Source organism: Paenibacillus sp. JGP012, assembly GCF_014203995.1.
In the GTDB taxonomy this organism is placed as follows: Bacteria; Bacillota; Bacilli; order Paenibacillales; family Paenibacillaceae; genus Paenibacillus; species Paenibacillus silvae.
Genome location: NZ_JACHKG010000020.1, coordinates 1 through 24,139, shown reverse-complemented (window position 1 = coordinate 24,139; position 24,139 = coordinate 1). Strand labels below are relative to the sequence as shown.

The 24,139-nt window shown below is 48.8% G+C and carries 19 protein-coding genes; 9 read left to right on the top strand and 10 right to left on the bottom strand.

The features are described from left to right. The first annotated feature begins 75 nt into the window (after window positions 1-75). Window positions 76-738, top strand: a complete 663-nt coding sequence (locus HNR77_RS20980) for a peptidylprolyl isomerase (RefSeq protein ID WP_184188705.1) — start codon at window positions 76-78, stop codon at window positions 736-738. 127 nt (window positions 739-865) lie between these two features. On the opposite strand, the gene HNR77_RS20975 is transcribed toward HNR77_RS20980, so the two are convergent. Continuing rightward, entirely contained in the window at window positions 866-1,048 is a 183-nt protein-coding gene (locus tag HNR77_RS20975) for a hypothetical protein (protein ID WP_111268696.1), read from the bottom strand. 126 nt (window positions 1,049-1,174) lie between these two features. Between HNR77_RS20975 and HNR77_RS20970 the strand changes: the two genes are divergently transcribed. Together HNR77_RS20970 and HNR77_RS20965 are read left to right on the top strand one after the other, a co-directional pair. Continuing rightward, window positions 1,175-1,441 carry a YqkE family protein gene (locus tag HNR77_RS20970; RefSeq protein ID WP_184188703.1) on the top strand — a complete coding sequence of 89 codons (267 nt, stop codon included), beginning with the start codon at window positions 1,175-1,177 and terminating at the stop codon, window positions 1,439-1,441. A gap of 162 nt (window positions 1,442-1,603) precedes the next feature. Then, complete coding sequence (locus tag HNR77_RS20965; protein WP_184188701.1) at window positions 1,604-2,398, top strand: SDR family oxidoreductase; 795 nt, start codon at window positions 1,604-1,606, stop codon at window positions 2,396-2,398. 112 nt (window positions 2,399-2,510) lie between these two features. Here the strand turns inward: HNR77_RS20965 and HNR77_RS20960 are convergent, their stop codons facing one another. Continuing rightward, on the bottom strand, window positions 2,511-3,290 hold the full coding sequence (locus HNR77_RS20960) for a YwaF family protein (RefSeq protein ID WP_184188699.1): 780 nt from the start codon (window positions 3,288-3,290) through the stop codon (window positions 2,511-2,513). A 312-nt stretch (window positions 3,291-3,602) separates the two neighbouring features. Between HNR77_RS20960 and HNR77_RS20955 the strand changes: the two genes are divergently transcribed. Further along, entirely contained in the window at window positions 3,603-4,577 is a 975-nt protein-coding gene (locus HNR77_RS20955) for a ring-cleaving dioxygenase (RefSeq protein WP_184188697.1), read from the top strand. A 156-nt stretch (window positions 4,578-4,733) separates the two neighbouring features. Here HNR77_RS20955 and HNR77_RS20950 read toward each other — a convergent pair whose 3' ends face one another. The 3 genes from HNR77_RS20950 to HNR77_RS20940 form a co-directional block, all read right to left on the bottom strand. After that, window positions 4,734-5,441 carry a stalk domain-containing protein gene (locus tag HNR77_RS20950; protein ID WP_184188694.1) on the bottom strand — a complete coding sequence of 236 codons (708 nt, stop codon included), beginning with the start codon at window positions 5,439-5,441 and terminating at the stop codon, window positions 4,734-4,736. Window positions 5,442-5,685: 244 nt separating this feature from the next. Next, window positions 5,686-6,531, bottom strand: a complete 846-nt coding sequence (locus HNR77_RS20945; RefSeq protein ID WP_184188691.1) for a hypothetical protein — start codon at window positions 6,529-6,531, stop codon at window positions 5,686-5,688. 189 nt (window positions 6,532-6,720) lie between these two features. Then, a complete protein-coding gene (locus HNR77_RS20940) occupies window positions 6,721-7,998 on the bottom strand; it encodes a methyl-accepting chemotaxis protein (protein WP_184188688.1) in 1,278 nt (425 codons plus the stop codon). 333 nt (window positions 7,999-8,331) lie between these two features. Here HNR77_RS20940 and HNR77_RS20935 point away from each other — a divergent pair, with 333 nt between their 5' ends. Further along, window positions 8,332-9,765: an aspartate ammonia-lyase gene (locus HNR77_RS20935; protein ID WP_111271625.1), complete on the top strand. Its 1,434-nt coding sequence runs from the start codon at window positions 8,332-8,334 to the stop codon at window positions 9,763-9,765. Between the two features lie 128 nt (window positions 9,766-9,893). Here HNR77_RS20935 and rpoN read toward each other — a convergent pair whose 3' ends face one another. Both rpoN and pruA read right to left on the bottom strand, forming a co-directional pair. After that, window positions 9,894-11,198, bottom strand: a complete 1,305-nt coding sequence (gene rpoN, locus HNR77_RS20930) for an RNA polymerase factor sigma-54 (RefSeq protein WP_184188685.1) — start codon at window positions 11,196-11,198, stop codon at window positions 9,894-9,896. A 107-nt stretch (window positions 11,199-11,305) separates the two neighbouring features. Next, window positions 11,306-12,853, bottom strand: coding sequence for an L-glutamate gamma-semialdehyde dehydrogenase (gene pruA / locus HNR77_RS20925; RefSeq protein WP_184188682.1), 1,548 nt, complete (start codon window positions 12,851-12,853; stop codon window positions 11,306-11,308). Between the two features lie 240 nt (window positions 12,854-13,093). Between pruA and HNR77_RS20920 the strand changes: the two genes are divergently transcribed. Next, window positions 13,094-14,017 (top strand): proline dehydrogenase family protein, encoded by a 924-nt coding sequence (locus HNR77_RS20920; protein ID WP_184188680.1) that lies wholly within the window; start codon window positions 13,094-13,096, stop codon window positions 14,015-14,017. A gap of 619 nt (window positions 14,018-14,636) precedes the next feature. After that, the gene (locus HNR77_RS20910) at window positions 14,637-16,496 is read left to right on the top strand and encodes a sigma-54 interaction domain-containing protein (RefSeq protein ID WP_184188674.1); all 1,860 of its coding nucleotides are present in this window, start codon (window positions 14,637-14,639) and stop codon (window positions 16,494-16,496) included. Between the two features lie 188 nt (window positions 16,497-16,684). On the opposite strand, the gene HNR77_RS20905 is transcribed toward HNR77_RS20910, so the two are convergent. Then, entirely contained in the window at window positions 16,685-18,763 is a 2,079-nt protein-coding gene (locus tag HNR77_RS20905; RefSeq protein WP_184188671.1) for an nSTAND1 domain-containing NTPase, read from the bottom strand. Window positions 18,764-19,086: 323 nt separating this feature from the next. Here HNR77_RS20905 and HNR77_RS20900 point away from each other — a divergent pair, with 323 nt between their 5' ends. Next, window positions 19,087-19,317, top strand: coding sequence for a hypothetical protein (locus tag HNR77_RS20900; RefSeq protein ID WP_184188669.1), 231 nt, complete (start codon window positions 19,087-19,089; stop codon window positions 19,315-19,317). Here HNR77_RS20900 and HNR77_RS20895 read toward each other — a convergent pair. Further along, the gene (locus HNR77_RS20895) at window positions 19,314-20,984 is read right to left on the bottom strand and encodes a PucR family transcriptional regulator (protein ID WP_184188666.1); all 1,671 of its coding nucleotides are present in this window, start codon (window positions 20,982-20,984) and stop codon (window positions 19,314-19,316) included. The two genes, HNR77_RS20900 and HNR77_RS20895, sit on opposite strands and share 4 nt — an antisense overlap. A 189-nt stretch (window positions 20,985-21,173) precedes the next feature. Between HNR77_RS20895 and ald the strand changes: the two genes are divergently transcribed. After that, window positions 21,174-22,307 carry an alanine dehydrogenase gene (gene ald, locus HNR77_RS20890; RefSeq protein WP_184188663.1) on the top strand — a complete coding sequence of 378 codons (1,134 nt, stop codon included), beginning with the start codon at window positions 21,174-21,176 and terminating at the stop codon, window positions 22,305-22,307. A 231-nt stretch (window positions 22,308-22,538) separates the two neighbouring features. Here ald and HNR77_RS20885 read toward each other — a convergent pair whose 3' ends face one another. Further along, window positions 22,539-23,456 (bottom strand): RecB family exonuclease, encoded by a 918-nt coding sequence (locus HNR77_RS20885; RefSeq protein ID WP_184188869.1) that lies wholly within the window; start codon window positions 23,454-23,456, stop codon window positions 22,539-22,541. Window positions 23,457-24,139: the final 683 nt, after the last annotated feature.

Below are 24,139 nucleotides of genomic sequence, written 5' to 3'. Positions count from 1 at the left end.
AACATGCCTTGCATTGCCATTCTGCATCTGTAAACGGTATGATAGTTGAAGATCGAATCAAGGAGGATCATATTCATGTCTTTACGTTGGAAAAAAGCTACCGCTGTATCGCTTGTGCTTGCGATGCTGCTGATCGTTATGAGCGGGTGCGGACGCCCTGCAAACAATGCTTATCAAACGCCGGTTCCGGCTGTACCAGAAGGACCAGACCCGGTAGCAACGATTGAGATGCAGGATGGGCAGAAGATTGTGATTGAGCTGTATCCCAAAATTGCGCCCAATACGGTGTATAACTTCATCTCCCTTGCGAACAAGGGCTTCTACGATGGTCTGATCTTTCATCGGGTCATGCCAGGCTTTATGATTCAGGGCGGTGATCCGAACGGGAACGGCTCAGGCGGGCCAGGTTATGCGATCAAAGGTGAGTTCACCTCGAACGGTCATAAAAATCATTTGAAGCATACACGTGGAATTATCTCCATGGCACGACAAGACAGAAATCTGGATTCCGCCGGTTCTCAATTTTTTATTATGCTGGCTGACGCTGATTATCTGGATAACTCCTATGCTACTTTCGGCAAGGTAACCGAAGGAATGGACGTTGTTGACGGCATCGCGGCAAAACAGATTGGCGAAGGAGACAAACCTGTTACAGATCAGATTATGAAAAAAGTAACGGTGGATACCCACGGCATTGAATATCCGGAACCCGTGAAGATTACAACGGACACCAAGTAAACATGGTTTCTCTTGAACAAACAAAAGCTCTGTTCTGTGCACTCGGCGCGGAACAGAGCTTATTTGATGATAACGTTTACATTATTACCTTTATATAAATTCGTTTCATAGCGCAAAAGCAGCATCGTCAATGCATCCACCAGAGCAGACGCAGCCAGCCTATAATGGCAATCCATAGCGGGACGCTGAGGGCCATTCCCCATGCAAGCCCTTTCAATAAACTACGATTCACATGCACGAACAACGACTCCTTTCTCCAGGGAATAGTCGAAGTATCGGTATCATTATATGATTTTATACCTGTGTTCATTCGCCATGCCCTCCCCTTTTTCCTGCCTTCCGGCTCCGACTTTATGGAATGAAAAGCGTGAACCTGATATACTAGGGCGTATTATTATGTGTAATCTAATTCATGTTGCGAAAGGAGATGTTCCCTATGGCAAAATCCAAAAAGCACACCCCTGCTCCCAAAGCCCGGGCTCAAGCACAAGATCAGCCTGCTACGCTGAAGGATCTGCTCAGCAGTGATGTGCTGGAGAAGTTGAAAGCCCAGGCCGATGAAGCCAAAGCGGCCGAAGCCGCGCGTAAGGAGCAAGAGCGTTTACAAGCAGAAGAAGCCCGCAAGGCTGAGCAGAAGCGGCGGGATAATGATTTTGAATACTTGCTGAATAACAGCTCGATGGACTGGAAGAAGCACAAGTAAATGAAAGATTGAAACCAATCACAGAATTATCGGGTGATTTGTAACACAAGGGGCCGAATGCGGCTCCTTTTTTAATATGCATACATATGATTCACCTCTCCCGTGCCGGGTATTTAGAAAGTAAAGCGTCTAAGGATACTTTAGATCATGGAGGAATGAGTAATGGCTGAACAGCGTTTGCAAGGTAAAGTCGCCATCGTTACCGGAGGTGGTTCCGGGATTGGTCAGGCTTCCGCAATTCGATTCGCCGAGCATGGAGCGAAGGTCTATATGCTGGATCGCACTCCGGAGAACGCCGAGAAAACCAAACATAGCATTGAGAAAAACGGTGGCGAAGCTTACGTTATCAAATGTGATATTTCCAAGCCGGAAGACGTACAAAAGGCAATTCAACAGGCAGCTGCCGAAGCGGGCAAGCTTGATATTGTTTTTGCCAATGCAGGAATCAATGGTGCAATGGCTCCGATTGAAACAATGAGTATCGAAGATTGGGACCAGACGATGGAGATCAACATGCGCGGTACGTTTGCGACAGTTAAGTATGCCATCCCTCATCTGAAGGAGCACGGTGGAAGCATCATTATCACCAGCTCGATCAACGGCAATCGGGTATTCTCCGGGATCGGTTTCTCTGCATACGCTTCCAGCAAGGCTGGCCAGACCGCTTTTACCAAAATGGCAGCACTGGAGCTGGCCCGTTACAAAATTCGTGTCAATGCAGTCTGTCCTGGCGCGATTGATACCAATATTGGTGATAATACGTATCCATCGGATGATCTGAAGGATGTGCAGATTCCAGTGGAGTTTCCTGAAGGTCATGAGCACCCACTCAAGGGTGAGCCAGGTACATCGGAGCAAGTGGCGAATCTTGTATTGTTCCTTGCTTCAGATGAAGCATCTCATGTGACAGGCACACGAATCTACGTGGATGGTGCAGAATCTCTTCTGCGCGGGTAGGTCATTCAATAGATTCCCGTCTTCTAATCCATAAACGTAAAAATAACCCGCAAAAGCTCTGGCTAACCAGAACGTCTGCGGGTTAATCTATTTCAAAGCTCGTACACCAACATTACAGTTTGGATTGAACCTGATGAGCCTTCGTCTTTCTTCTGTTGTTATACCGTTTCAGACAATCAGGAATAACAAAAAGCACTAGATATAACATTGTAAATAACACAAGAGCCAATATCTCTTCGCCAAGAATGTAGACCGGGTAAGGTCCAAGCATATCGATCACAGATGGGGTATTCGGTTTATGTCGCAGAAACATATAATTTGCACCTAGCAGCACATCGGCAGCATACACCACCAAGGCTGCTATATTCACAAAAATCATAGAGCCTGCCACGGATCGCCATCCTGGCCGGAACTGCTCCACCCACGTCATATACAGCAGAGCTAGAATAATCATCGCATGTGCGGTAAAAAATTGAATGAAGCGGAAATGAGCATAAGCATATCCCAGATTCGGTGTGACAATGGCCATCAAAGCTCCTGCAATGCCTGCGAAAAGCAAGGCAGAATACAGCCACCGTGTACGTGTTAATAATAATAATGCTGATAACAGCAATGTCAGGCTGCACAGCTCTAATGGGAGTGAGGTCTGTAGACTCCATACGCCCCCATACACATACCAGAGCTGCAGCACGATCTCACTGCCAATCATCATACTTGCCAGTCCTACACGCAGCAACCGGCTCGACCGTTCTGACAGCTTGCGAAGCGAATGACGGAACAGGAATAACAGCAGCACAAGTAGAGCGATAATGATCATAGATATTATATGTGAAGTCGAGAATGCCATAAAAGGCGCTGCATCATACGGATCAAGCCAAGGTGCATAAGCCATGCCTTACTTCTCCCCTTTGGACCAGGTTCACAGAAATGTGTCATCTCACCACTAAGATGGTAACTTTTCTCATTTTGCCACCGAACGATACAGCTGTCCAGTTTCATTTTAAATTAAGCATTGTATTTTAAATATCTTTATGTTAAGATAAAAACAGAAACAAAACGAACTAAAAGTTAGTTACTTTAATAATAACAATGTTTTCATGGTCATCGTGAGAGCAAAATGATCTGAATCTTAAACAAAGACGTTATTCATATCAAGCCGTGCTGCAGCTTTACCCTATATTATAATTTTCAGGAGGAATCTATTATGTTAATCAAAGGACTTCACCACGTATCCGCACTTACCGCACATGCCGATCAGAACTACCGCTTCTATACTGACGTTATGGGTATGCGCCTGATCAAAAAAACGGTGAATCAGGATGACGTGTCCGTATATCACCTGTTCTATGGCGACGAGAAAGGCAATCCGGGTACGGAGCTGACCTTCTTCGAAATTCCGATGGCTGGCCGTACACGCGAAGGCGTGAACAGCATCTCGGCAACTTCCCTTCGTGTGCCAAACGATGCCGCCCTCAAGTATTGGGTGCAGCGCTTTGACGAATATGAAGTACCTCATGGCGAGATTGTAGAACGTGGAGGACGTGCAACACTGGCTTTCACAGACTTCGAAGGCATGCGGCTGATTCTCGTTTCCGATGAGCATAATTCGGGCGTTGCTGGCGGCAAGCCATGGGATCAAAGCCCTGTTCCAGCGGAATACGGCATTGTGGGATTAGGTCCTATCCATCTGACGGTACGAGACGCTTCACTCACTGCACCTGTTCTCACGGACCTGCTTGGCTTCAGAGCGAAAGGAAGCTATCCAGCCTTTACACCGGGTCAACCCGATGTGCTTGTATTTGAATCCGGCGAAGGCGGCAGCGGTTCCGAGGTTCACCTGGAAGAACGCAACGATCTGGAGCAGGAACGCCCTGGACGCGGCAGTGTGCACCATGTGGCATTCCGTGTAGATAATGAAGAGGAATTGAGACAATGGGTAGACCGGGTGCATCAGTTCCAATTCCCAAGCTCCGGTTTTGTAGATCGCTTCTACTTCCGTTCCTTGTATTTCCGGGAAGCTAACGGCATCTTGTTCGAGCTTGCTACAGATGGACCGGGATTTGATACCGATGAGGACTTTGCCACGCTCGGAGAATCATTGGCCCTGCCTCCTTTCCTTGAAGGACGCCGCGCAGAGATCGAAGCCAATCTGAAACCGCTGGATACGATGCTTCGTTAAGAGTGACAAATAGTACTCCCATCATTCTGATTTACAGCAAAAATAAAAACGATTATCACGATGATGCATCTCTGAATAGAAAGCGGAGAATACATCGTGAATAATCGTTTTTTTATTAAGTCACCTTCGTTGGTGAACCCATATAAATGTTCTATTTTACTTCGTCAGATAAGATGTTGTGAGCGGTACAAACAGAGCTGAACCCGGATCTTCGGATACGATCTCGACATAGACAGCCTCTGTGCCTTTAACATCCACGTCCAAACTTACCATGCCGTCCTCTGGCGTAATGCTCAGCTTTTTAAGAACTGCGAGATCCTGATCATAGATTTGAATCTCCTGATTTCCTTTCAGAACTGCCAGCTCCAGATGCAGGGATGAATACTTTTTGCCCGTGTTGATCTGAATATCCTTTCCTTGTTTCGAAGGATCATTATGCAGATACACGTCTTTGTAATCCTTGCCTTTGTATGATGTTTCCGCAGGATCTTTGGTATGCCAAGCGGTAGATCCGAGCACTGATGTTCCGAGCGAGCTTAATGTTGATTTATTGTTAGTTACTGGCGTTGACCCATTTGTTCCACCGATCAGAACGGATGAAGTAGCACCATCATATGAGATTTCAGTTCCAAGCAGTGTACCAACCGCACGAACTGGCAAATACGTTGTTCCGTTATACGTGATCGGCAATACGGTTTTGCCGTTAGCATCCTTCGCTGTCACGGTCTCACCATTCAGCTTCAACGTAATTTTGCTATTCAAATACGCTTTGATCTGCTCCAGCCCCGTAGCAGCCAATGCACCTGTACCAATTCCAAGCGTCAACGTGCCCACCATCAAACCAAGTACGACCCTTTTCTTCATCAAATTCCCTCCCAGACGTTTAAAATGAGTTGTCCTTTATACATTTAAACGACTAAAGCGGCAATGTCAATGTGTTTTCTGAATTTTATCAAAACTTTATTATTGCAAGGCAGCACAAAATGAGGCTGCGGTTCCTGCTTTTTTTTCAGCCTCATTCAATAGTCGTATGTCAACAAGACAAACGCGTATGTTGTTAGGTATTCGTAGCTATGACCCATGCTGCAGCAAAGGATTCACATGTCATCTAGTCAAAAGACTCGTAAAACTCCTCTTCATATACTTCCATACTATATTTCAGATCAGCTGCCTTCCATTCCCCATCCTGATAAGTGTAAGCAAACGTCAAATCACCAGCATACAAACCTTCGCCATATGCACCCGAGGCAGACGCAACAAGTTTGCCATTCTCCACACTGTAATAAGTGACACGCCCGAACTGCAACTGATCATGATAGGGACCGTCACCAGCCGCTTTATCGAGAGTTGAGGTTTCAGCAGGAACACCGTCCACGGCGACTTCAATCTTGATTTTGTCCGAAGCTGTTTCAACTTTGGAATCGACATGCTCTTTCACAATGCCATCCAGGGATTGCAACTTCATCTCTTCCAGCGAATCAGGGTCAAGAATATGCACCCGCCCCAAATAAATGCCCGTACCATGTCCTTCCGAGTACAGCACAACAATCTCTTTTTTGCCATCTCTATTCAAATCCAGCTCATGTACTTCAGGTTTGTAAGTTCCTCCTTCTGATCTCCAGTCACTGAACTCACGTTTCGTTCCATTGGCTTCTACTACAAGACCGTTATATATATAACCCGAGCCCTCCACATTCATAGGGTACACGAGCACATGCTCATTCTCTGGTGCAACAGATACATCATCTGCCTTAACTGGCATCGATTCTTGATTGTTGTTTGTATTATCTTTCATTCCATCTATATAAGAAGCTTCGACCGTTACGGCCTGGCTTGAGGAATCATCTATAGTAAGCTGTTGTTGCGACTCTTTGGTCGTTTTGGCAGTTGAGGTTACTGAAAGTGTAGCTACCGCCAAAATAATCATCAGCAGGATACCTGTCCAAGTTTTCAATATACCGGGCTCCTTCTTTGTCGTGATAATCCTATTATATCTTCATTTATCGCCCGCGCGTTGCAATTTTGTTAATCTTTCTTAAAAAAACTTTACAAATCCTTATTTCCACGAAAAAACGTTCGGCTTTAACCATAATAAGCTAATTTTCATTCTATTCAAAAAAAGAAAAAGCATTTCGGAAACAGCTCAAGGCTGCATCCGAAATGCTTTTGTTTTTTCAAGCAGTCGATCCGTCAACTGCCTTAACTCCTCTGCCGAGGAAGAAATCTCTTGCATGATCGCAGTCTCTTCATGAGCCGCATCCATAATTCGTCTGGCTTCATCCGAGAATGAACCCGCTTTTCCCTGAATTTGTTTCACATGACCATGAGTCAGCTCAACACGGCCCGTCTGCTCTGCTATTTTGGACCCAATCTCATGTGCACCCTGCATAAAGACTTCAACTGCACCTGTCAGCACATGCAGTGTTTGATCCACGGTTACCGTGCGCTCTGATTCGTTGACCACCAGACCATGCTGTTCATGACTCAGCTGTGCCGTCTCCCGAATTCGCTGCTGCACACGGCTGATCAGCTCATTGATGCGATGTACGGAATCTTTACTTTCGTCAGCAAGCTTGCGAATCTGCTGGGCCACAACGGCAAAGCCTGCTCCCTCTTCTCCTGCCCGTGCTGCTTCTATAGAAGCGTTCAAGGCAAGAAGTCCTGTCTCTTCCGCAATATTTTTAACGGACTGTGTAATCACTTCAATATCAGACGCTTCCTTCTCCAGCAGCAGCATGATATCGCGGGAGCGATTGTGAGATGCTGCAAGCTCGTCCATGCCCTTCATCAGTGAGGAAAAAGTCTGTTTGGTCTGCTCCACCGATTGCTCCATCTGACCGGACAAGTCCGTCATGCCCAAAGATTGCTTCTGCATCCGCTGGAAATCATGCAGCATTTCATCTGCGGTCGTGAGGGATTGCTGCGACGTTTGCTTCTGTTCCTCAACCCCTGTAGCGATGTGTTCAACGGCATCTGACATCATCTCGATCTGCTCGGCAGCCTGTGTGATCGCCTCACTGAGAGACTGGGCATTCTGCGATGTCGTTCTTGTGCTATCCGAGATATCATTCACAATTCCACGAAGGTTAGAAACCATTATGCGAAAAGCATCATATAATACAGTAAGCTCATCCTGTGCACGCCTTGCAGGAACTTCAGCCGTCAGGTCACCAGAAGATACCTGCTGCGCCACTTGAGACAGCTTCACAATGGGACGAGTCAGATAACGCGAGGCTATCCATCCAAGGATGCCGTTCCAGCACACACCCATCACTAAAATAATGGTGATATACAACCAGCTTGGGATATCTAATGAAACCCAATCCTTAACAAAAAAGATAAAAAAGCCGCTTGTCCCATATGTAATAATTGAAATAAGTATTAAACCTGCAACTGTCTTCGCTCCCAAATTCCACTTCATTTTCACACCCCGTAGTCCTTTTTTCCTATTTTACCAATCATGCACTAATTTTCTTGTGACATATATCACTGAAAACGCTCTATTTCGCCCTTTCCCCCTATTCATGCATGACTTTCATACCATATAGCTCATAATGATAAGACAAGCTTGGGTACAACTCCCCTGCTGCTCATTATTATTGATATGAATTTTGAATTCCCCAATTTAAATTATTATCGGTTAAACCGAAAGAATCATTTAGCTTGGCATCTATTTTGCTTAAATGATATACTGAGTGCGCTTCAGCAGTGCTGGAGACGAACTATTTCTATGATGCCACTGGAGGCGAACGAGATGTCTACTATGTCCACTCGGACGGAGAAAGATTTTATCGGTGAAAAAGAAATCCCGGCTTACGCGTACTATGGAATTCAGACGGTGCGGGCTGTAGAGAACTTCCCGATTACCGGCGTTCCGGTTCACCGCGAACTGATTACAGCGCTGGCTGCTGTTAAAAAGGCGGCGGCTATGGCGAACATGGAGCTGAAAATGCTGCCTAACAAAATCGGTGAAGTCATTATTATGGCGGCGGATGAAATGATGAAGGGCCATCATCTGGATCATTTTATTGTAGACTCCATTCAGGGTGGTGCTGGCACCTCCATGAATATGAATATGAACGAAATTTTGGCCAACCGCGGACTTGAACTGTTAACCAAAAACAAGGGAGATTACTTCCACTGCAATCCAAACAATCACGTGAACATGTCTCAGTCTACGAATGATGTTGTGCCAACAGCCCTGCGCATTGCAGCCTACCGTCTCTCGGAGACACTTCTTGGTACGATGAAAAGGCTGCAGGACGCCTTCCACCAAAAGGAAATCGAGTTCAACGATGTTGTCAAAGTGGGACGCACCCATCTTCAGGATGCCGTGCCGATCCGTCTTGGTCAAGAATTCGGGGCTTATGCCCGCGTAATCGGACGGGATATTGAACGTCTTGAATATGCTAACAAACGTATGCTCTCCATCAATATGGGTGCAACGGCTGTAGGTACAGGGCTCAATGCAAAGCCGGAGTATATCGTAAAGGTTACCGAGTATCTGTCCGAAGTGACCGGTCTCCCGCTCAAGACCGCAGATGATCTGGTAGACGCTACCCAGAACACCGATGCTTATCTGGAACTGTCAGCTGCTTTGAAAGTATGTGCAGTCAGCTTGTCCAAAATCTGTAATGACATTCGATTGATGGCTTCAGGACCTCGTGCGGGACTTAACGAGCTGCGTTTGCCACCTCGTCAGCCGGGCTCTTCCATTATGCCAGGCAAGGTCAATCCGGTGATGGCCGAAGTGATCAATCAGGTGTCCTTCCAGGTGATGGGTAATGATCACACCATCTGTATGGCTTGTGAAGCAGGACAATTCGAGCTGAACGTTATGGGGCCAGTAATTGCCTTTAACCTGCTGCAATCTCTGAAAATTATGAATAACGGCATTGACGTATTTACCCGATATGCGGTGGAAGAAATGGAAGCCAATCGGGAGCGCTGCGAGTTAATTATGAAGCAGAGCTTCAGTGTTGTAACCGCATTGAATCCGCACCTCGGTTATAATGTAGCTGCCTCCATTGTCAAGGAAGCACTGAAGACCGGCATGACCTTGCAGGAGATCATTCTTGAGCGTGGTTTGCTGACACCGGAAGAATTGGAAGAAATTTTACATCCCGAGCAGATGACAACACCGGGTATTGCCGGAGAGCATTTCCTGCGCAATATGGAGCGGTTGTAAGATTATTCTGCCGACAAAAACACTAAAAATCCCTGTTGTCCGTTCGTTCGGATAACAGGGATTTTTCAGGTATCTGCATTGTCATTTCAGAGACACTGTGCACATCTGCTGCTCATTTACTCTCTTGCTCAGACCCAGCGTTTCCGTTCCAGAGATGGCAGAATACGTAGCTCGTCTCTGTATTTCGCAACCGTTCTTCGGGAGATCACAATGCCTTCTTCAGCCAAAACAGCAGCGAGCTGACTGTCAGAGTAGGGCCTTCTCACCGATTCGGAACGGATAATTTCCTTAAGCCGCCGTTTCACAGCCGATGAGGAGGTCTCATGACCGGACAAGGTTTTCACACCCGTATCGAAAAAAGCTTTCAAGGTATACATCCCGTGCGGGGTTCGTATGGTTTTGCCATTCACAGCACGACTCACCGTAGATTCATGCATGTCAATTCTTCCCGCAATGACCGCCAGATTCAGCGGCACGAGTGCATCAGGCCCCTCGCTCAGAAAACGCTTCTGTTCATCCATCACTGCTGTAATAACACGAAGCAGCGTTCTTCGTCTCAATTGCACACTGCGCAGGATCGCCCTTGCCTCAGCTGCCCGATGCACCCAGCGTTCACCGGGAGATGCCTCCCTGATCCAGCTGCTGCAGGCTTCATTCATGGATAACCGCAGGTTACCTGCTGTATACAAGCTGAGTACCGTCTCGCCGTTCACCAGCTCCACAGCCGCATCAGGAACAACATAATGCGGAGATTCATCGCTGCCGATCGAGCGGCATGGCTTCGGGTCTAATTGGGTGATATAGTCATATGCCCGTTGTGCTGCTTGCGCGGTTATGCCAAGCCTGCCTGCCATTCGTCCCGGGTGAAAAGGGACAAGCGCTTCCAGCCCCGCCTGTACCATCTGCGCCGCATGCGGTACAGCCGAAGCATCACGCTGAATCTGCAGCAGCAAACACTCTTGCAAATTCCGTGCACCCACGCCAGCAGGCTCAAGGGATTGCAGCAGCTTCAAGCCGGCAGTGACCTCATTCATGGACATCCCCAGATCAGACTGCACCTCGGTCAGCTCGATCTTCAGATATCCGTTGCCATTCAGGCATCCGGCCAAATAGACAGCAGCTCTTTTCTGTTCTTCCGGGGCGATCACGATGCGAATCTGGGAAGCCAGCACCTGCTCTAGTGTAGGCTCTGCACTTCTGGCTTGGAGCAAAGGATCATATGCACCATGCCATAATTGCTCGTTTCCTCTGGCTGACCTGTACGGAGAAAATGGTATTTCCTGCAGCTCGAGCAGTGGATTTTCCGCCGCGGCATCCTGCAAATAACGAATCAGCTCCTGACCCGACAAGGTCAGCACATGCAAGGACTGCTTGATCTCCGGCGTGATGGACAGCCGGAGCCGCTGCTCCTGTACCAACTGAACACCTAACATCCGTTGTCCTCCTTCTGTCGCGCTGGACACGATTGACTGGAACGCGAAATAAATTAAAGTTTAAAGAGAACGCTCTGAGGACAGATTAACCTTCCACATCCTCTTGGTCAATATTTTTCCGACACCAGCTTCGCCTGTGTAAATAACAGCAGGTAGTCTCTGCCGCCTGCTTTGGAATCCGTGCCCGACATGTTAAACCCGCCGAACGGATGTGTGCCTACCAAAGCCCCTGTACACTTGCGGTTGAAGTACAGATTGCCTGCGAAATATTCACGTCTCGCCTGCTCCAGATGTGCCCGATTACGCGAGATAACTGCCCCGGTTAAGCCATAATCGGTATTGTTGGCAATCTCCAGCGCCTCCTGGAATGAATCGGCCTTGATAAAAGCCAGCACCGGGCCAAAAATCTCCTCCTGAGCGATCCGGGCCAATGGGTCCACATCCGCAATAATCGTAGGTTCGACGAAGTAACCTTGGGGATCTCCTGTACCTCCACCATGAACCAGACGACCTTCCTGCTTGCCGATTTCAATATATTCAGTGATCTTCGCATAGGCTTTATCGTCAATGACGGGCCCCATGTAACTGTGCATTTCAAGCGGACTGCCTACCGTCAGCTTTTGCGTACGCTCAATCACCTTTTGTAATACTTCATCATATACATCCTTATGAATAATGGCACGGGAACACGCAGAACATTTTTGGCCCGAGAAACCGAAGGCTGATGCTGTAATGGATTCGGCTGCCAGGTCCAGATCACTGTCATTGTCCACAACGATGGAATCTTTGCCGCCCATCTCGGCGATCACACGTTTGATCCATTTTTGCCCCGGAGCTGTTTTTGCAGCGCGTTCATTGATTCGCAGGCCAACATCCCGTGAACCCGTGAAGCTGATAAAACGTGTTAGTGCATGATCTACGAGGTAATCCCCAACATCACTTCCTGGTCCCGGCAAGAAATTCACCACGCCGTCCGGCAGCCCTACTTCTGCAAGCAGTTCCATAAATTTTGCCGCAATGACTGGTGTAGTGCTCGCCGGTTTTAGAACTACCGTGTTGCCTGACACCAATGCAGCCGAGGTCATGCCTGCCATAATCGCCAGCGGGAAATTCCACGGCGGAATTACGATACCTACACCGAGCGGAATATATGTCAGCTCATTATCTTCCCCCGCGATCCGTACGAGCGGCTGAGGTTCACTGAGACGCTGCATTTCCCGAGCATAAAATTCCATAAAATCGATTGCTTCAGCGGTATCTGCATCTGCCTCAGGCCAGGTCTTACCCGCCTCATAGACCATCCAGGCGGAGAATTCATGCTTGCGGCGGCGCATAAGAGCTGCCGCTTTGTACAGATAACGGGCCCGCTCGTTCGGGTCCGTGTGCTTCCAGGTTTGGAACGTTTCTGCCGCTGTCTGGATGGCCTTCTCGGCCAGCTCCCGATTGGCTTGGTGAACTGTTCCAATCACTTGCTCCTTCGCAGCCGGGTTAACGGAATGTAACGTACGGCTGCCGGTTATTTTTTGACCACCAATGATGATCGGATATTCCCGTCCAAGCTCGGATTGCACCCTGCGGAGTGCGTCCTCAAAGGCTTCCCGGTTCTCCTGCACCGCAAAAGCTGTAAAAGGTTCGTTAACAAATGGAATGTTCATCAATGATTCCTCCTTCAGGATGTGGGCTGCTCGGATTCATGCAGCACTTACGTCTCATTCAAATATATGAAGCAAGAAGCGTGCCAACTCCGCTTGAGAATGAAATATTTTTTGGATTAGCGGAGATAAAAATTTTCATAAAAATAATTAGGGCATCAGCAATCGCATACAGCAGCTTTTGGCACGTTTTTTGCTAGATATATCAAATACACAATCATGAATTATTAAGGAGGAAGCACGATGAGTGTCGGAACGGAACTATACCGCAAAACGTTGTTAACCGTGGCTGGCAATAAAGCAGTAGAAAGCCTGTCCCTTAAATACGGTAAAAAGCTCGCAGGCAAATTTATCGCTGGCAGCACGCTGGAAGAGGCGCTTGAGGAAATACGCACATTAAACAGCAAAGGTATTATGGCGACACTCGATCATCTGGGAGAGGGCATCACTCATCTGAACGAGGCGGCCCTTTACAGAGATGAGTATGTAAAGCTGGTTGAGGGCATAGCACACAGCGGAGCCGACTCCAACGTTTCACTGAAGCCGACCCAGATGGGGCTGGCACTCGACCCCGAAGCCGGTTATCAGAACATTCGAACCGTTGCCTCCAAAGCGAAGCAGCATGATCTGTTCGTACGCATTGATATGGAGGATAGTCCATTCACACAAGCCACACTCGACTTGGTACGAAGACTTCATGCAGAAGGGTTGGATAATACAGGTACTGTATTACAGGCTTATTTGCATCGAACGGAAGAGGATACACGTGACATGATTCGAGAGGGCATTCGGCTGCGCCTTGTCAAAGGGGCCTACAAAGAGCCTGCCACTGTTGCGTATCAGAGTACAGCCGAAGTGATGCATCAGTTCAAAACGATGATTCGTCATCATCTTGATCAAGGCGTGTACACCGCTGTTGCCTCACATGATGATCACATCATCAACTGGACGAAACAGTACGCCAAGGATCGGGACATCTCCCCCGATGCTTTCGAATTCCAGATGTTATACGGCCTGCGAATGAGCGAACAGGAGCGCCTGGCACAGGAGGGTTATCGCATCCGCTGTTATGTACCGTACGGAACGATGTGGTATCCATATTACACCCGTCGTCTGGCTGAAAAACCGGCCAACCTCTGGATGGTGCTCAAAAACATGTTTCGTTAACCGTGTACCGATCCGATCTGCACCCTGTCTTCCACAGCATTCGTCCTAGCCATAACATGTCGTACACAAGAGCGCTCCAAACAACGCCATGCCTTTCACAACATCGACCCATACCACGCCTTCTACAACATCGACCAAAACCATGCCTTCACAATATAAACCTATACCATGCCTTCCTTCATCCATATCGGATCGCATGGTTTTTTCATCTTACTCAATGTCTAAAAATCAAGATTCATTGAATTTTATGTTCAAAAAATTAGACAACATTTAAACTTTTCGTTAAATTTCCACCTTCGCTTGATGTTCTAACCTGTTCCCCAGCTATCCTTTCAGCCCCGTTTTCACACTTATTTTATGTAATATAAATTAACATTCGCAAACCTCCAAACTTCTATATAAAGTTAATTTTTGCAGTAATATCAACAATTTTCTGAATGTCTCTATTTTGATAACGCATACAAAAAGTATTTTTTACAATCCATTATTCCCACCAACTTCATCCGAACAAACGATGTCAAAAAATATATACACACCTCTATGCAAACGATATAATAATGATAACTTCATTTTTCTAATCTATTTTTCTAATTTGAATGTTGTAATCGAGGTGATCCTGATGAGACATTTACTTCCTACGCTGAAAGAGCTGACGCGAACAGACATGCTGATCTGCGATGATTTTCCCGTTAGCGCACTCCCTCATCTGCCCGTACATCCCGATCCCGACACAACGTCGGATCGACCTGTATTTATTCGCTCTGCGGCGGGTAAGGCTTATCTTTATCCTGCATCCTTTGACCAGCCGGACCCTCTACTCGAGGATGGCTCACCTACCATATCGTGCAATACATCTGCCTCATCGTCTCGCAGCTTGCCGCATCACTGCATGTTAACCGTGCCTGTGATCCCGCCAACTCTGGAGCTTGCGCAAGTCATTCCGATGTTTATCCAGAGTCCTTTTCTGATCGTCAAAAATGATCGTGACGAATGGAGCGGTTATCTCTCCGCATCCGATATCATGAAGGCGATGCATCAGGCCCATCGCCTGATGGAAGCTTATCTCGAAACTACGCTGGAAACCGCTGGCTCTGCGCTGTCTTTGATTAATGAAGAAGCCAAGGTGGCCTACTGGACATCCGGCGCTGAACATATTTTCTCAATCAGCAAAACCGATATTATCGGTCAGCCTGCCGCCAACTTTTTCCCGCCAGAACGACTTCAATCTCTCAAAACGTTATACACTGGCGAAACAGTCTACCGCAAGCAGCACCAGCCCAGACCCGATCTGTTCGCTCTCATTAACGCACGCCCGGTCAGACTGGATGGGCGCATCGTCGGCGCCGTAGCGGCAGAGGTTGACATTACTACTGAAATTCGTCTGCATCAGGAATTGCTGCACATGACCTCCAAGGTTCAGCATCTGGAAAAAGCCGTGGCACGGCTTCGTCCCGAGACTGACCCGTTTGCCCGGATCAAGGGCAGCAGTCCGATTATCCGTCAATGTCAGGAAACGATTCGCAAAATCAGCACTACTCCTGCCACCGTGCTCATTCTTGGCGAAAGCGGTACAGGCAAGGAGCTGTTCGCCAAAGCGATACATGATCTGCGCGAGCCGCAGACCGCTCCTTTTATCGCTATTAATTGCGGGGCTATTCCTGCCTCCTTGTTTGAAAGCGAGCTGTTTGGTTACGAGAAAGGTGCCTTCTCCGGTGCTGATCCCAAGGGAAAAAAAGGCAAGATCGAGCTGGCAGATGGCGGAACCCTTTTCCTCGACGAGATTGGGGAGATGCCTTCCGAGCTCCAGGTAAAACTGCTTCGTGTTTTACAGGAGCGGAGTTATTTCCCGGTTGGAGGAACCCGCACCAAACAGGCCAACTGCCGGATTATCGCTGCGACCAATCAGGACCTTCCCGCCATGATTGCCCGCAATCAATTCCGGGAGGATCTGTATTATCGGCTGAATGTCATCAATCTCATCATCCCGCCGCTCCGATTGCGCAAAGAGGACATCTATGAGTTAACCCAAACCTTTTTGCAAGAGTTCTCACTGCTCTATAATCGGCATATTGAAGTAATTCCACCCGAAGTTTTCAAGCTGCTGTTCCAGTACGACTGGCCCGGTAACGTGCGCGAGCTGCGCAACGTCATCGAACGTTTAACGATTCTAACGATGGATGGAGAGGTGAAACCCGAATACTTGCCAGATTCACTTACTTCTGCCGCGGGCATACCTCATCAAGAGAGCATGCCCATCCACATTTCGATGAAGCGGGAAAATGAAACCCGGAGTGAAGCAACCTCTGCTCATCCCCCCACTGCTTCTTATCAGCAGCAGTTAGATGCATATGAGGCACAGCTCCTGCTCCAATATCTGGAATCCACTCGCGGAAACAAGCGAACCCTCGCCAAACAGCTGGGTATCTCCAGGGCCACACTGTATAACCGAATGAAGCGGCTTGGATTACAAAATGTATGACGATAACGAAAGCAAAAATCCGCAGGAACGGGCGTCTGCCGTCAACCTGCGGATTTTTGCGTTTCGGTTGCTGCGTTTCGGAATGTTGTGTTTTGGATTGCCTTGTTTAAAAATGTTGTCTTTCGAAACTTTCGCGGTTTCACTATGTTGCTGACTGAGCTCCGCCTCTGTTATACGCACATGTTCCTTTACAATATTCTCGCCAAGCGACTCAAGGCCTTTCCGAGATGACGATAGAAGGTGGCCCGGCTCATAGAACAAACCTGTGCTGCGGCAGTTGGATTGCCAGCATGAGTCCAGTATGCGGCATGCAGCAGCTTCTGATCCTGCGGGGATACGCCATGTATTCTGCCTTCCAGCAGGTCCAGCACATATAGCTGCACCTGAATGCCACCCTTTACACCAGCAAGCTTGTCAGCATACTTCTGCAGCTCGCCCGGAGAGTGCAGCTGACCAAGCATTTTGCGAACCTCCTGTTCAGACCACATATTCATATGATGACCTGATGCTTGCTTCCCTGCCTGTGATGGATTAACCGGCAAACCCGGATGCAGGAGTGACATCACCCAGGCACCGAACTGCCCGCTGCGAAGATCCAGCTCAAGCACATCTGCCCGATTCTCATAATGATCACATGCACGCGTAGTAGTTTCCCTCATCTGAAAGCCAATACTTCTTAGAAACAGCTTCAGATGTGGATTGGTCGCAACCAATATCGCTCTTGCCCCATCTCCCAGCAGCGACAAACGGTCCAGTATCATATATCCGACCAGTTCCTCTCGGGTATACCCTGGGACATCATTTCTCGCGGCAGCCAGCACCGCAAAATGGGTATCGCTCTCATCCGGGTCCTGGACCAGCTCTTCCGGGTCAAAGCATTCATTCATTTCGTTCGGAAAATAGGTTAAAAGCAATTCGCTGGTCTCCCGGTGCACGAGCACGGTAATAAACATCGCAATGACCTCGCCTCGCTTATCCCGCTTCAGTACAATGCCGTCCGGATAACGCTGCGCCAATTCATCCAGAAAGGGACCGTAGTTCACAGCTTGCCAAGGTTCAACGCTGTATTCACTCCATTGTTCCATCAGCTTGTGCAGCGAAGGCAGGTCAGCTCTATCCATCGGCTCAAGCGGGGAGAACAACGAATCGTTCGATACATCGGCATACTTGCGGAACTGAAGCATTGACTCCTGACAGAGCATCAGCATCTTTCGCGCAATTTGCCGCCGCTCATGGGGGCCCGCTTGTTCATGGAGCGGCTTCAGCAGCTCAGCTATTCGAATTCGCATAGCTTGCATGCGATGAGGCTCACGCTGCCGAAAATCACGCATCAGATGCACTCTCGCCATATCGTGGAGAGCCAGGCCATCCGGTGCAGAACGAATGAAGGACATTCGTCTCAGCATATGATATTCCTCTTGCTGCACATCCATATCCAATACGGCGGATAACAGCTCCTGATTGGCTGCTTCCAGGAGGGTTAACACCTCTACCATCGGATGCAGACGAGGGATGGTCAGCTCCAGCAGCAGCCGGGCACTGATCATATGAGACAGCTCGGCCCACTCTGCATAAGGCAGATTCCTGCCGTGATCCGCTGCCTCGACCGCAAGAGCCAGTCCAAGCGGATGTCCATCCGTCATTCTTGTAATCGTTCCCGCCACATTTGGCTTCAGTCGTCCAGCTATCGCAATATACTCTGTAATTTCATCCGCGGTAAAGTGCTGCAGCGGCATTTGCACCAGCCGCTGATACAGCCGCGGGTGGGTCCGCCAAGTCGCCGCCAGTTCAGGACGGGACGCCAGTATGATGAGCACCCCGCTTAGATGAAGTTTCGCAATGAACACTTCCATAAACCAGCTTTCGAGCAGCGCAAGCTCCTCGTAATTATCAACAGCGATTACCAGCCGCTTCCTCTTCGACGTTTCTTTCACCAGAGAGAGCGGATGTGCAGCTTCTCTGCCCATCAATTCCAGCTCGAGCCCCAGTGTGGACAAGAAGTAATCCATAAACATCGACGGTGTTGTGCCACATGATCGTCCATCCATCCAGATTGCTGTAGCTCCCCGCTCCCTCGACATGGACAGCATTTCTGAAAGCAGGGATGATTTTCCAATCCCGCCCATTCCGGTAACTGAAAATATCGTCATGGGCGCTTGGGCATGCTCAAACCACTGCTCCAGCATCTTCAGCTCTCTGGTTCGCGCGACGAAACGTTTGCCGTCCCTGACATATGTTTCTTTTTGAGCTTCACTACCATGTCCCATATATTTCCTCCATATTGGATTCTGGCACTTCGAGTATCTTTAATCTCTCATATTTGAGACTAGATTGAGACGCGCATAAGCATATGAAATGTTAGAATCTTGATAAAAGCCAATTTATAGAAAAAAAGATACAGAAGCGCTCACATCAGATTTAAGACACCGCATCCAATACACCCTGGCCGCTTCTTCACATATAGAACACACCGCCGATCACCCTGAGCAAGCCTCTACACCAACGCTAACCGATTGGTTTCATGCTTCCCTTTCGTGCTTCCTTTTCGTCCTCTACTCTCAGCCCGATCATTCAGGAAAGGCGGATTTGTGTGAAAAAACATCTCGATATCTGTTATTTGGGCAGACAACTTGACATTGATCCCAAACGGCTTGAGGCGTGGCTCAATCAGCACGCACTCACCACCCCGGTTCAAGAGTCGGAACCCCAGCGGCGCTCCGGTCGTATGACGTCTCCGTATCGTCTCGCAGCACCCGCTTCGTTATCTCTGGCTCCCTCTGCGAACCAATCCATTCGTTACCGAGGACGCTTCTCGAATTAAGAGGACTGGCCTTCCCCGCCCTCAATCATGGCGTTAGCAAGCAAGGCCATCTCCAGGCACAATCGTTTGTCCTGCTGCATGTAGTCCGGCCCCAGCAGTTCTTCCAGCTTTTCCAGCCGATTGTACAAGGTCTGCCGATGAACGAACAGCTGTGCAGCAGCATCTCGTTTACTTCCAAAATTCGAGAGATAAGCATGAAGTGTCTCGACCAATCTCAACTGATGGTTCCGATCATGCTCCATAAGCACTCCCAGATGGTCCATTGCAAAGGATTGCAGTAAGGAAGGCGGCATTGCTTTTAACATTTGATATATACCCATACGATCATAGAAATGAACATGTTTCATCGGTTTAACCGACCTCGCCACTTCAATAACCTGATAGGCCTCCTGAAGGCTGTGTTTTAGAGGAGTCAATTGATTACGCAGCCTGCCAAAACCGGCATGAATTTCAACTTGCTTCAAGTTGGTCCCCGCAAAACGCTTGATATGCTGCGTAATGCCTTCCAGCACCTGCATTAGCTGCTGACGCGAGGAGGTTCGGGACTCTTCCTTGGCGCAGCAGAGATAGATCTGGTTATTTTTCAGCATGAGCAGGCTCGTCAGATGATTTTTCTTCAGCAATGAACGCAGCAGAACCAGAATATCCTGATGATTCGCTTCCATTCGCTCCCGTCCTGTTCCCTTCATCCGATGTTCAATCTCCAGTACACCTCCCGCGAACCAGTACTGTCCCTTGACCAGCAACCGGAGCCCCATTCGTGTTCGAGCCTGCTCCTCCTGCTGAATATGACCATTCATCAGATCCTGTATCAGTTCATTCTGACTGCGCACCATCTTCTCTTCAAGGAATTGAGTACGAAGCGTCAGTGCCGCCGCAGCTTTGGCTGTATAATCCAGCAGAAGCTTCAGATATTCCACAGCAGTCGCAGGGTGCACCACCATGCCGATCGCCGAGAATACCTGACCAAAACAGACAACCGGATAACAAAGCAGTGCATGCTCCTCATCCATGTGAAACCAGAGCTCGGTAGCCGAATCGTTCAGATTAAGCTGCTCTACCTCCTGGCTGTACCAGCTGTAGATGGCCTGCTCCATCTCCGGGGCAAGTCCGGGCACAAAGCTGCCCGCCTCCATAGACGAAATGTACACAATTGGCTTGGATGCATACATATGCAGCAGTTCAAGCACCGCTGACATATCTGTACTTTGCAAGGTGCGCTGCTGCAGTTCACGGGAATAAGTCTCCAGGCTCTTCAACAGCTGATGCTGGTGGTTAATAAGTAAAGAGTGAATATCCTGAGTAATCTCCACAAACCTTACCGGCTGCTCAAATACGATCAGTGGAAACTGATGCTCGTTGGCAAGTTCGATCAAGGCTTCCGGGATGCCATCAATGCTCGTTCCAAATTCCACACATAGGCCCGCCGCTTCACGTTGAATCAGCTGCATCAGATAGGCTTCGCGTCCATCCTCCGACTGAAGCCATAACCCTGTGGATAAAATAAGATCATGAGGGCTTACAAAAGGAGACACATTGGTAATTTCCAGAACGTGAACCCAACCCACCTGACGATCCAGACCTTCTTGCCCTGCTGCAAGCCGTGCTCTTCCGAACACCGGACGTTCCAGAATATCTCTGACGGTAAATACACGGTCATTTCGCAAAGTCGATCCCTCTTAGTGTCATTTTTTCTTACATTATAATCCATGAACAGATGTCCTGAACAGGTTTTTTCGACAATATGTTGAGTCATTATTTCAAAAGCTAGACATTATGTAAGGTGCAAAACGAGACATGGAGTCATAAACTTGTAGTATAAGCTAACAACCATTAAATGGACGAGGTGCATGGCGATGAGAATCGGGTTACCCAAAGAAATCAAAAACAATGAAAATCGTGTAGCGATGACTCCTGCCGGGGCGGCTGATTTCGTACGAGCCGGGCATCAGGTCCTTGTGGAGCAAGGCGCAGGGCTGGGGAGCGGATTTATGGATCAGGAATACGAAAAGGCTGGTGCGTTAATCGTCGAACAGGCCGCTCAAGTCTGGCATGATGCCGATATGATTCTCAAGGTCAAGGAGCCTCTTGCCAGTGAATACGGCTATTTCCGGCCAGGTCTGATCCTGTTCACCTATCTGCACCTGGCCGCAGAGCCTGCGCTTGCTCAGGCCCTGGTCGATCACCGTGTCACCGCTATTGCCTATGAAACGCTTGAAGTCGGCGGCTCTCTCCCGCTGCTTACACCAATGAGCGAAGTAGCGGGGCGCATGGCTGCGCAGATCGGTGCGCAGCTGCTGGAGAAAACAGAAGGCGGCAAAGGCATTCTGTTATCCGGCGTGCCTGGCGTCAGCCGCGGCAAGGTCGTTATTATTGGCGGCGGTACGGTAGGTACCAATGCTGCCAAAATTGCGATTGGCCTCGGGGCAGATGTGACGATTCTGGATCTGAATCTGCAGCGTCTGCGCCAGCTGGACGATATTTTTGGCAACCAGATCCAGACGCTTGTATCCAGCCCTTCCAATATTGCGTCCGCTGTCGCCGGGGCGGACCTGCTGATCTGTGCGGTGCTGATTCCGGGCGCCAAAGCGCCGAAGCTTGTCAGCGAGCAGGTGGTGAAGACCATGGCACCGGGGTCGGTCATCGTGGATGTGGCGATTGATCAGGGCGGGATCGTCGAGACCATTGATCATATCACCACCCACGATGAACCTACCTATGTGAAACATGGTGTCGTGCATTACGCGGTGGCGAACATGCCTGGCGCCGTACCGCGCACGTCCACGGTGGCGCTGACCAACGCCACCTTGCCTTATGCGCTGCAGCTGGCGAACCACGGTGCAGCCACCGCGATTCGCGGCAGTTCGTCCATTCGCAGCGCAGTGAATGCGCTGAATGGACATATCACGTATGAGGCGGTTGCCCGTGATCTCGGGCACGCCTATGTTCCTGCGGGACAGGCGCTGGAGAATGCCGCCGCCGTTCAGTAGGCTCTTCTGGCCGTTCCACCTAGATGCAACCGTGTCCAGACTGTGGAACGCATAGAAGCGCAGCGCCTGAAGGAGAATATCTCCGGGCGGTGCGCTTCTTTTTTTGCATAAAGATAGAAATAATAATGGATAGAGGTCACTGCACGCCATACAAGATACAATCCGCCATGCCTTCGTTCAAGTTTGTCTCTCTCTTGTATTTTTCCGGGCTTGCCGCGAATACCTCTCGTACTAGACGATCCGTTCACTGCATACCTCTCGAAAATTGCAATCCCGACACGCCCGGTGTGAGGGCATCGGAGTGAAATAGGACATGTCCTTCGGGCGGTTGTAATATTCATCGGCCACACAGGAGCGCATCTCCTCAATATAACGCCCCACGTTCTCCTCCACCTTGCGTATGTCCTCTTCCGTTGCTGTAAACTCCTTATGTTTGCCGGTCAGCAGGTACTCCACCCGAATCTCGATCTGCTCCAGCGGAACCCGGTAATGTTCTCTCACATAGGCAGCGTACAGCATTAACTGGTCGGAGAAATCATCCTCCTTGCCCGTCTTCCAGTCTACTATGACAATGTTGCCGTTGCTGCGCCTGTACAACAAGTCCATTTTCACATACACGCGAGTGTCATGCAGCAGCATCGTATCCCATTTTTCAATCTCAAGAATAGAGGTGCTTGCACGGGACAGGTCTTCCCACGTCAGCGTCTGATACAGGTTGCGGGTGCACGCCCCGGCACGTTCCTTAATCGTTGCGACCCGGTCGCTTAACGTATCATCCCCATAATAAATTTCGGACAGCATTGTACGATTCTTCGGGTTGAGGCGCCACTGCTCGGGGTCCATCGACTCCTTATACGCCTGGTTCAGCAGATCACGCATCGTTTGCTCCAAAAAAGCTTCACGCGGCTTCGGCTTGCCATCCTCCCTGCTTCGTACTGCCGACTCACACATACGGTGTGCCAAATCGCCAAAGACTAGATACAGGTTGCTCAGTTGCTTCAAACGGTACAAACGCACCTGCATCTCGTCAGCAGATTCTGTTTTCCAGCCATTGTGGGCACCATAATAATGATAATAATATTTGCGCAGGCACTCATCGAACATATTGGCCCGCGACTGCGAATAAGACCACTGCGGGTATTGTGCCATATGAATTCTGCCTTTCTGTACATCGAATCTCTCCCTGCCAGTTATACATATCGTACCGGAGGATGGTGTTGTAGCACGTCTATACTTCATATCTCCATCCCCCCGCTCTGCATAACATCGGGCTGGAAGATGCCTTTATTGCTCACAGTATAAAGCTCCTGCGAGCATGCCGCAACCCGGCTTCCGTTATTTTCATCTGTCTGCAACCGTTTAAGGTGCAATCCGTATCGTTTATATAGTTACATCAGGATACAGAAGGTTAGAACGTGTAAGGATGCTTAAATAAGCTTGAGGATGGTTGAGGATGGTCGAAGATACATGAAGATACTTGCAAATGCATGAGATGCTTGAGATGCTTGAAGATACTTGGAGAAGTAACTCCCTATCGACCTCTGCCGCAGCGCTAACGATTCCTACAAAGCTTATTTGCCCTTTTTAGAGGGTTTTCAAAATCTAACGATTCCAGGAGACGCTATTCTCCTCAATTTGGCCTATATGAGGGTTAAAACGGGTAGTTTTCCTGAAATAGCGTCACTACGATTCGTTACAATTTTTATGTGCCAGTTTGAAGCCAAATAAGGCTTCTCAGAATCGTTGCTATGAACATTTTTGTCAAGCCCAGCACCATATGCTGCGATTTCTTCGAAGCCCTAAGCGCGGGGGTCCATATGCGAGCGACGGTT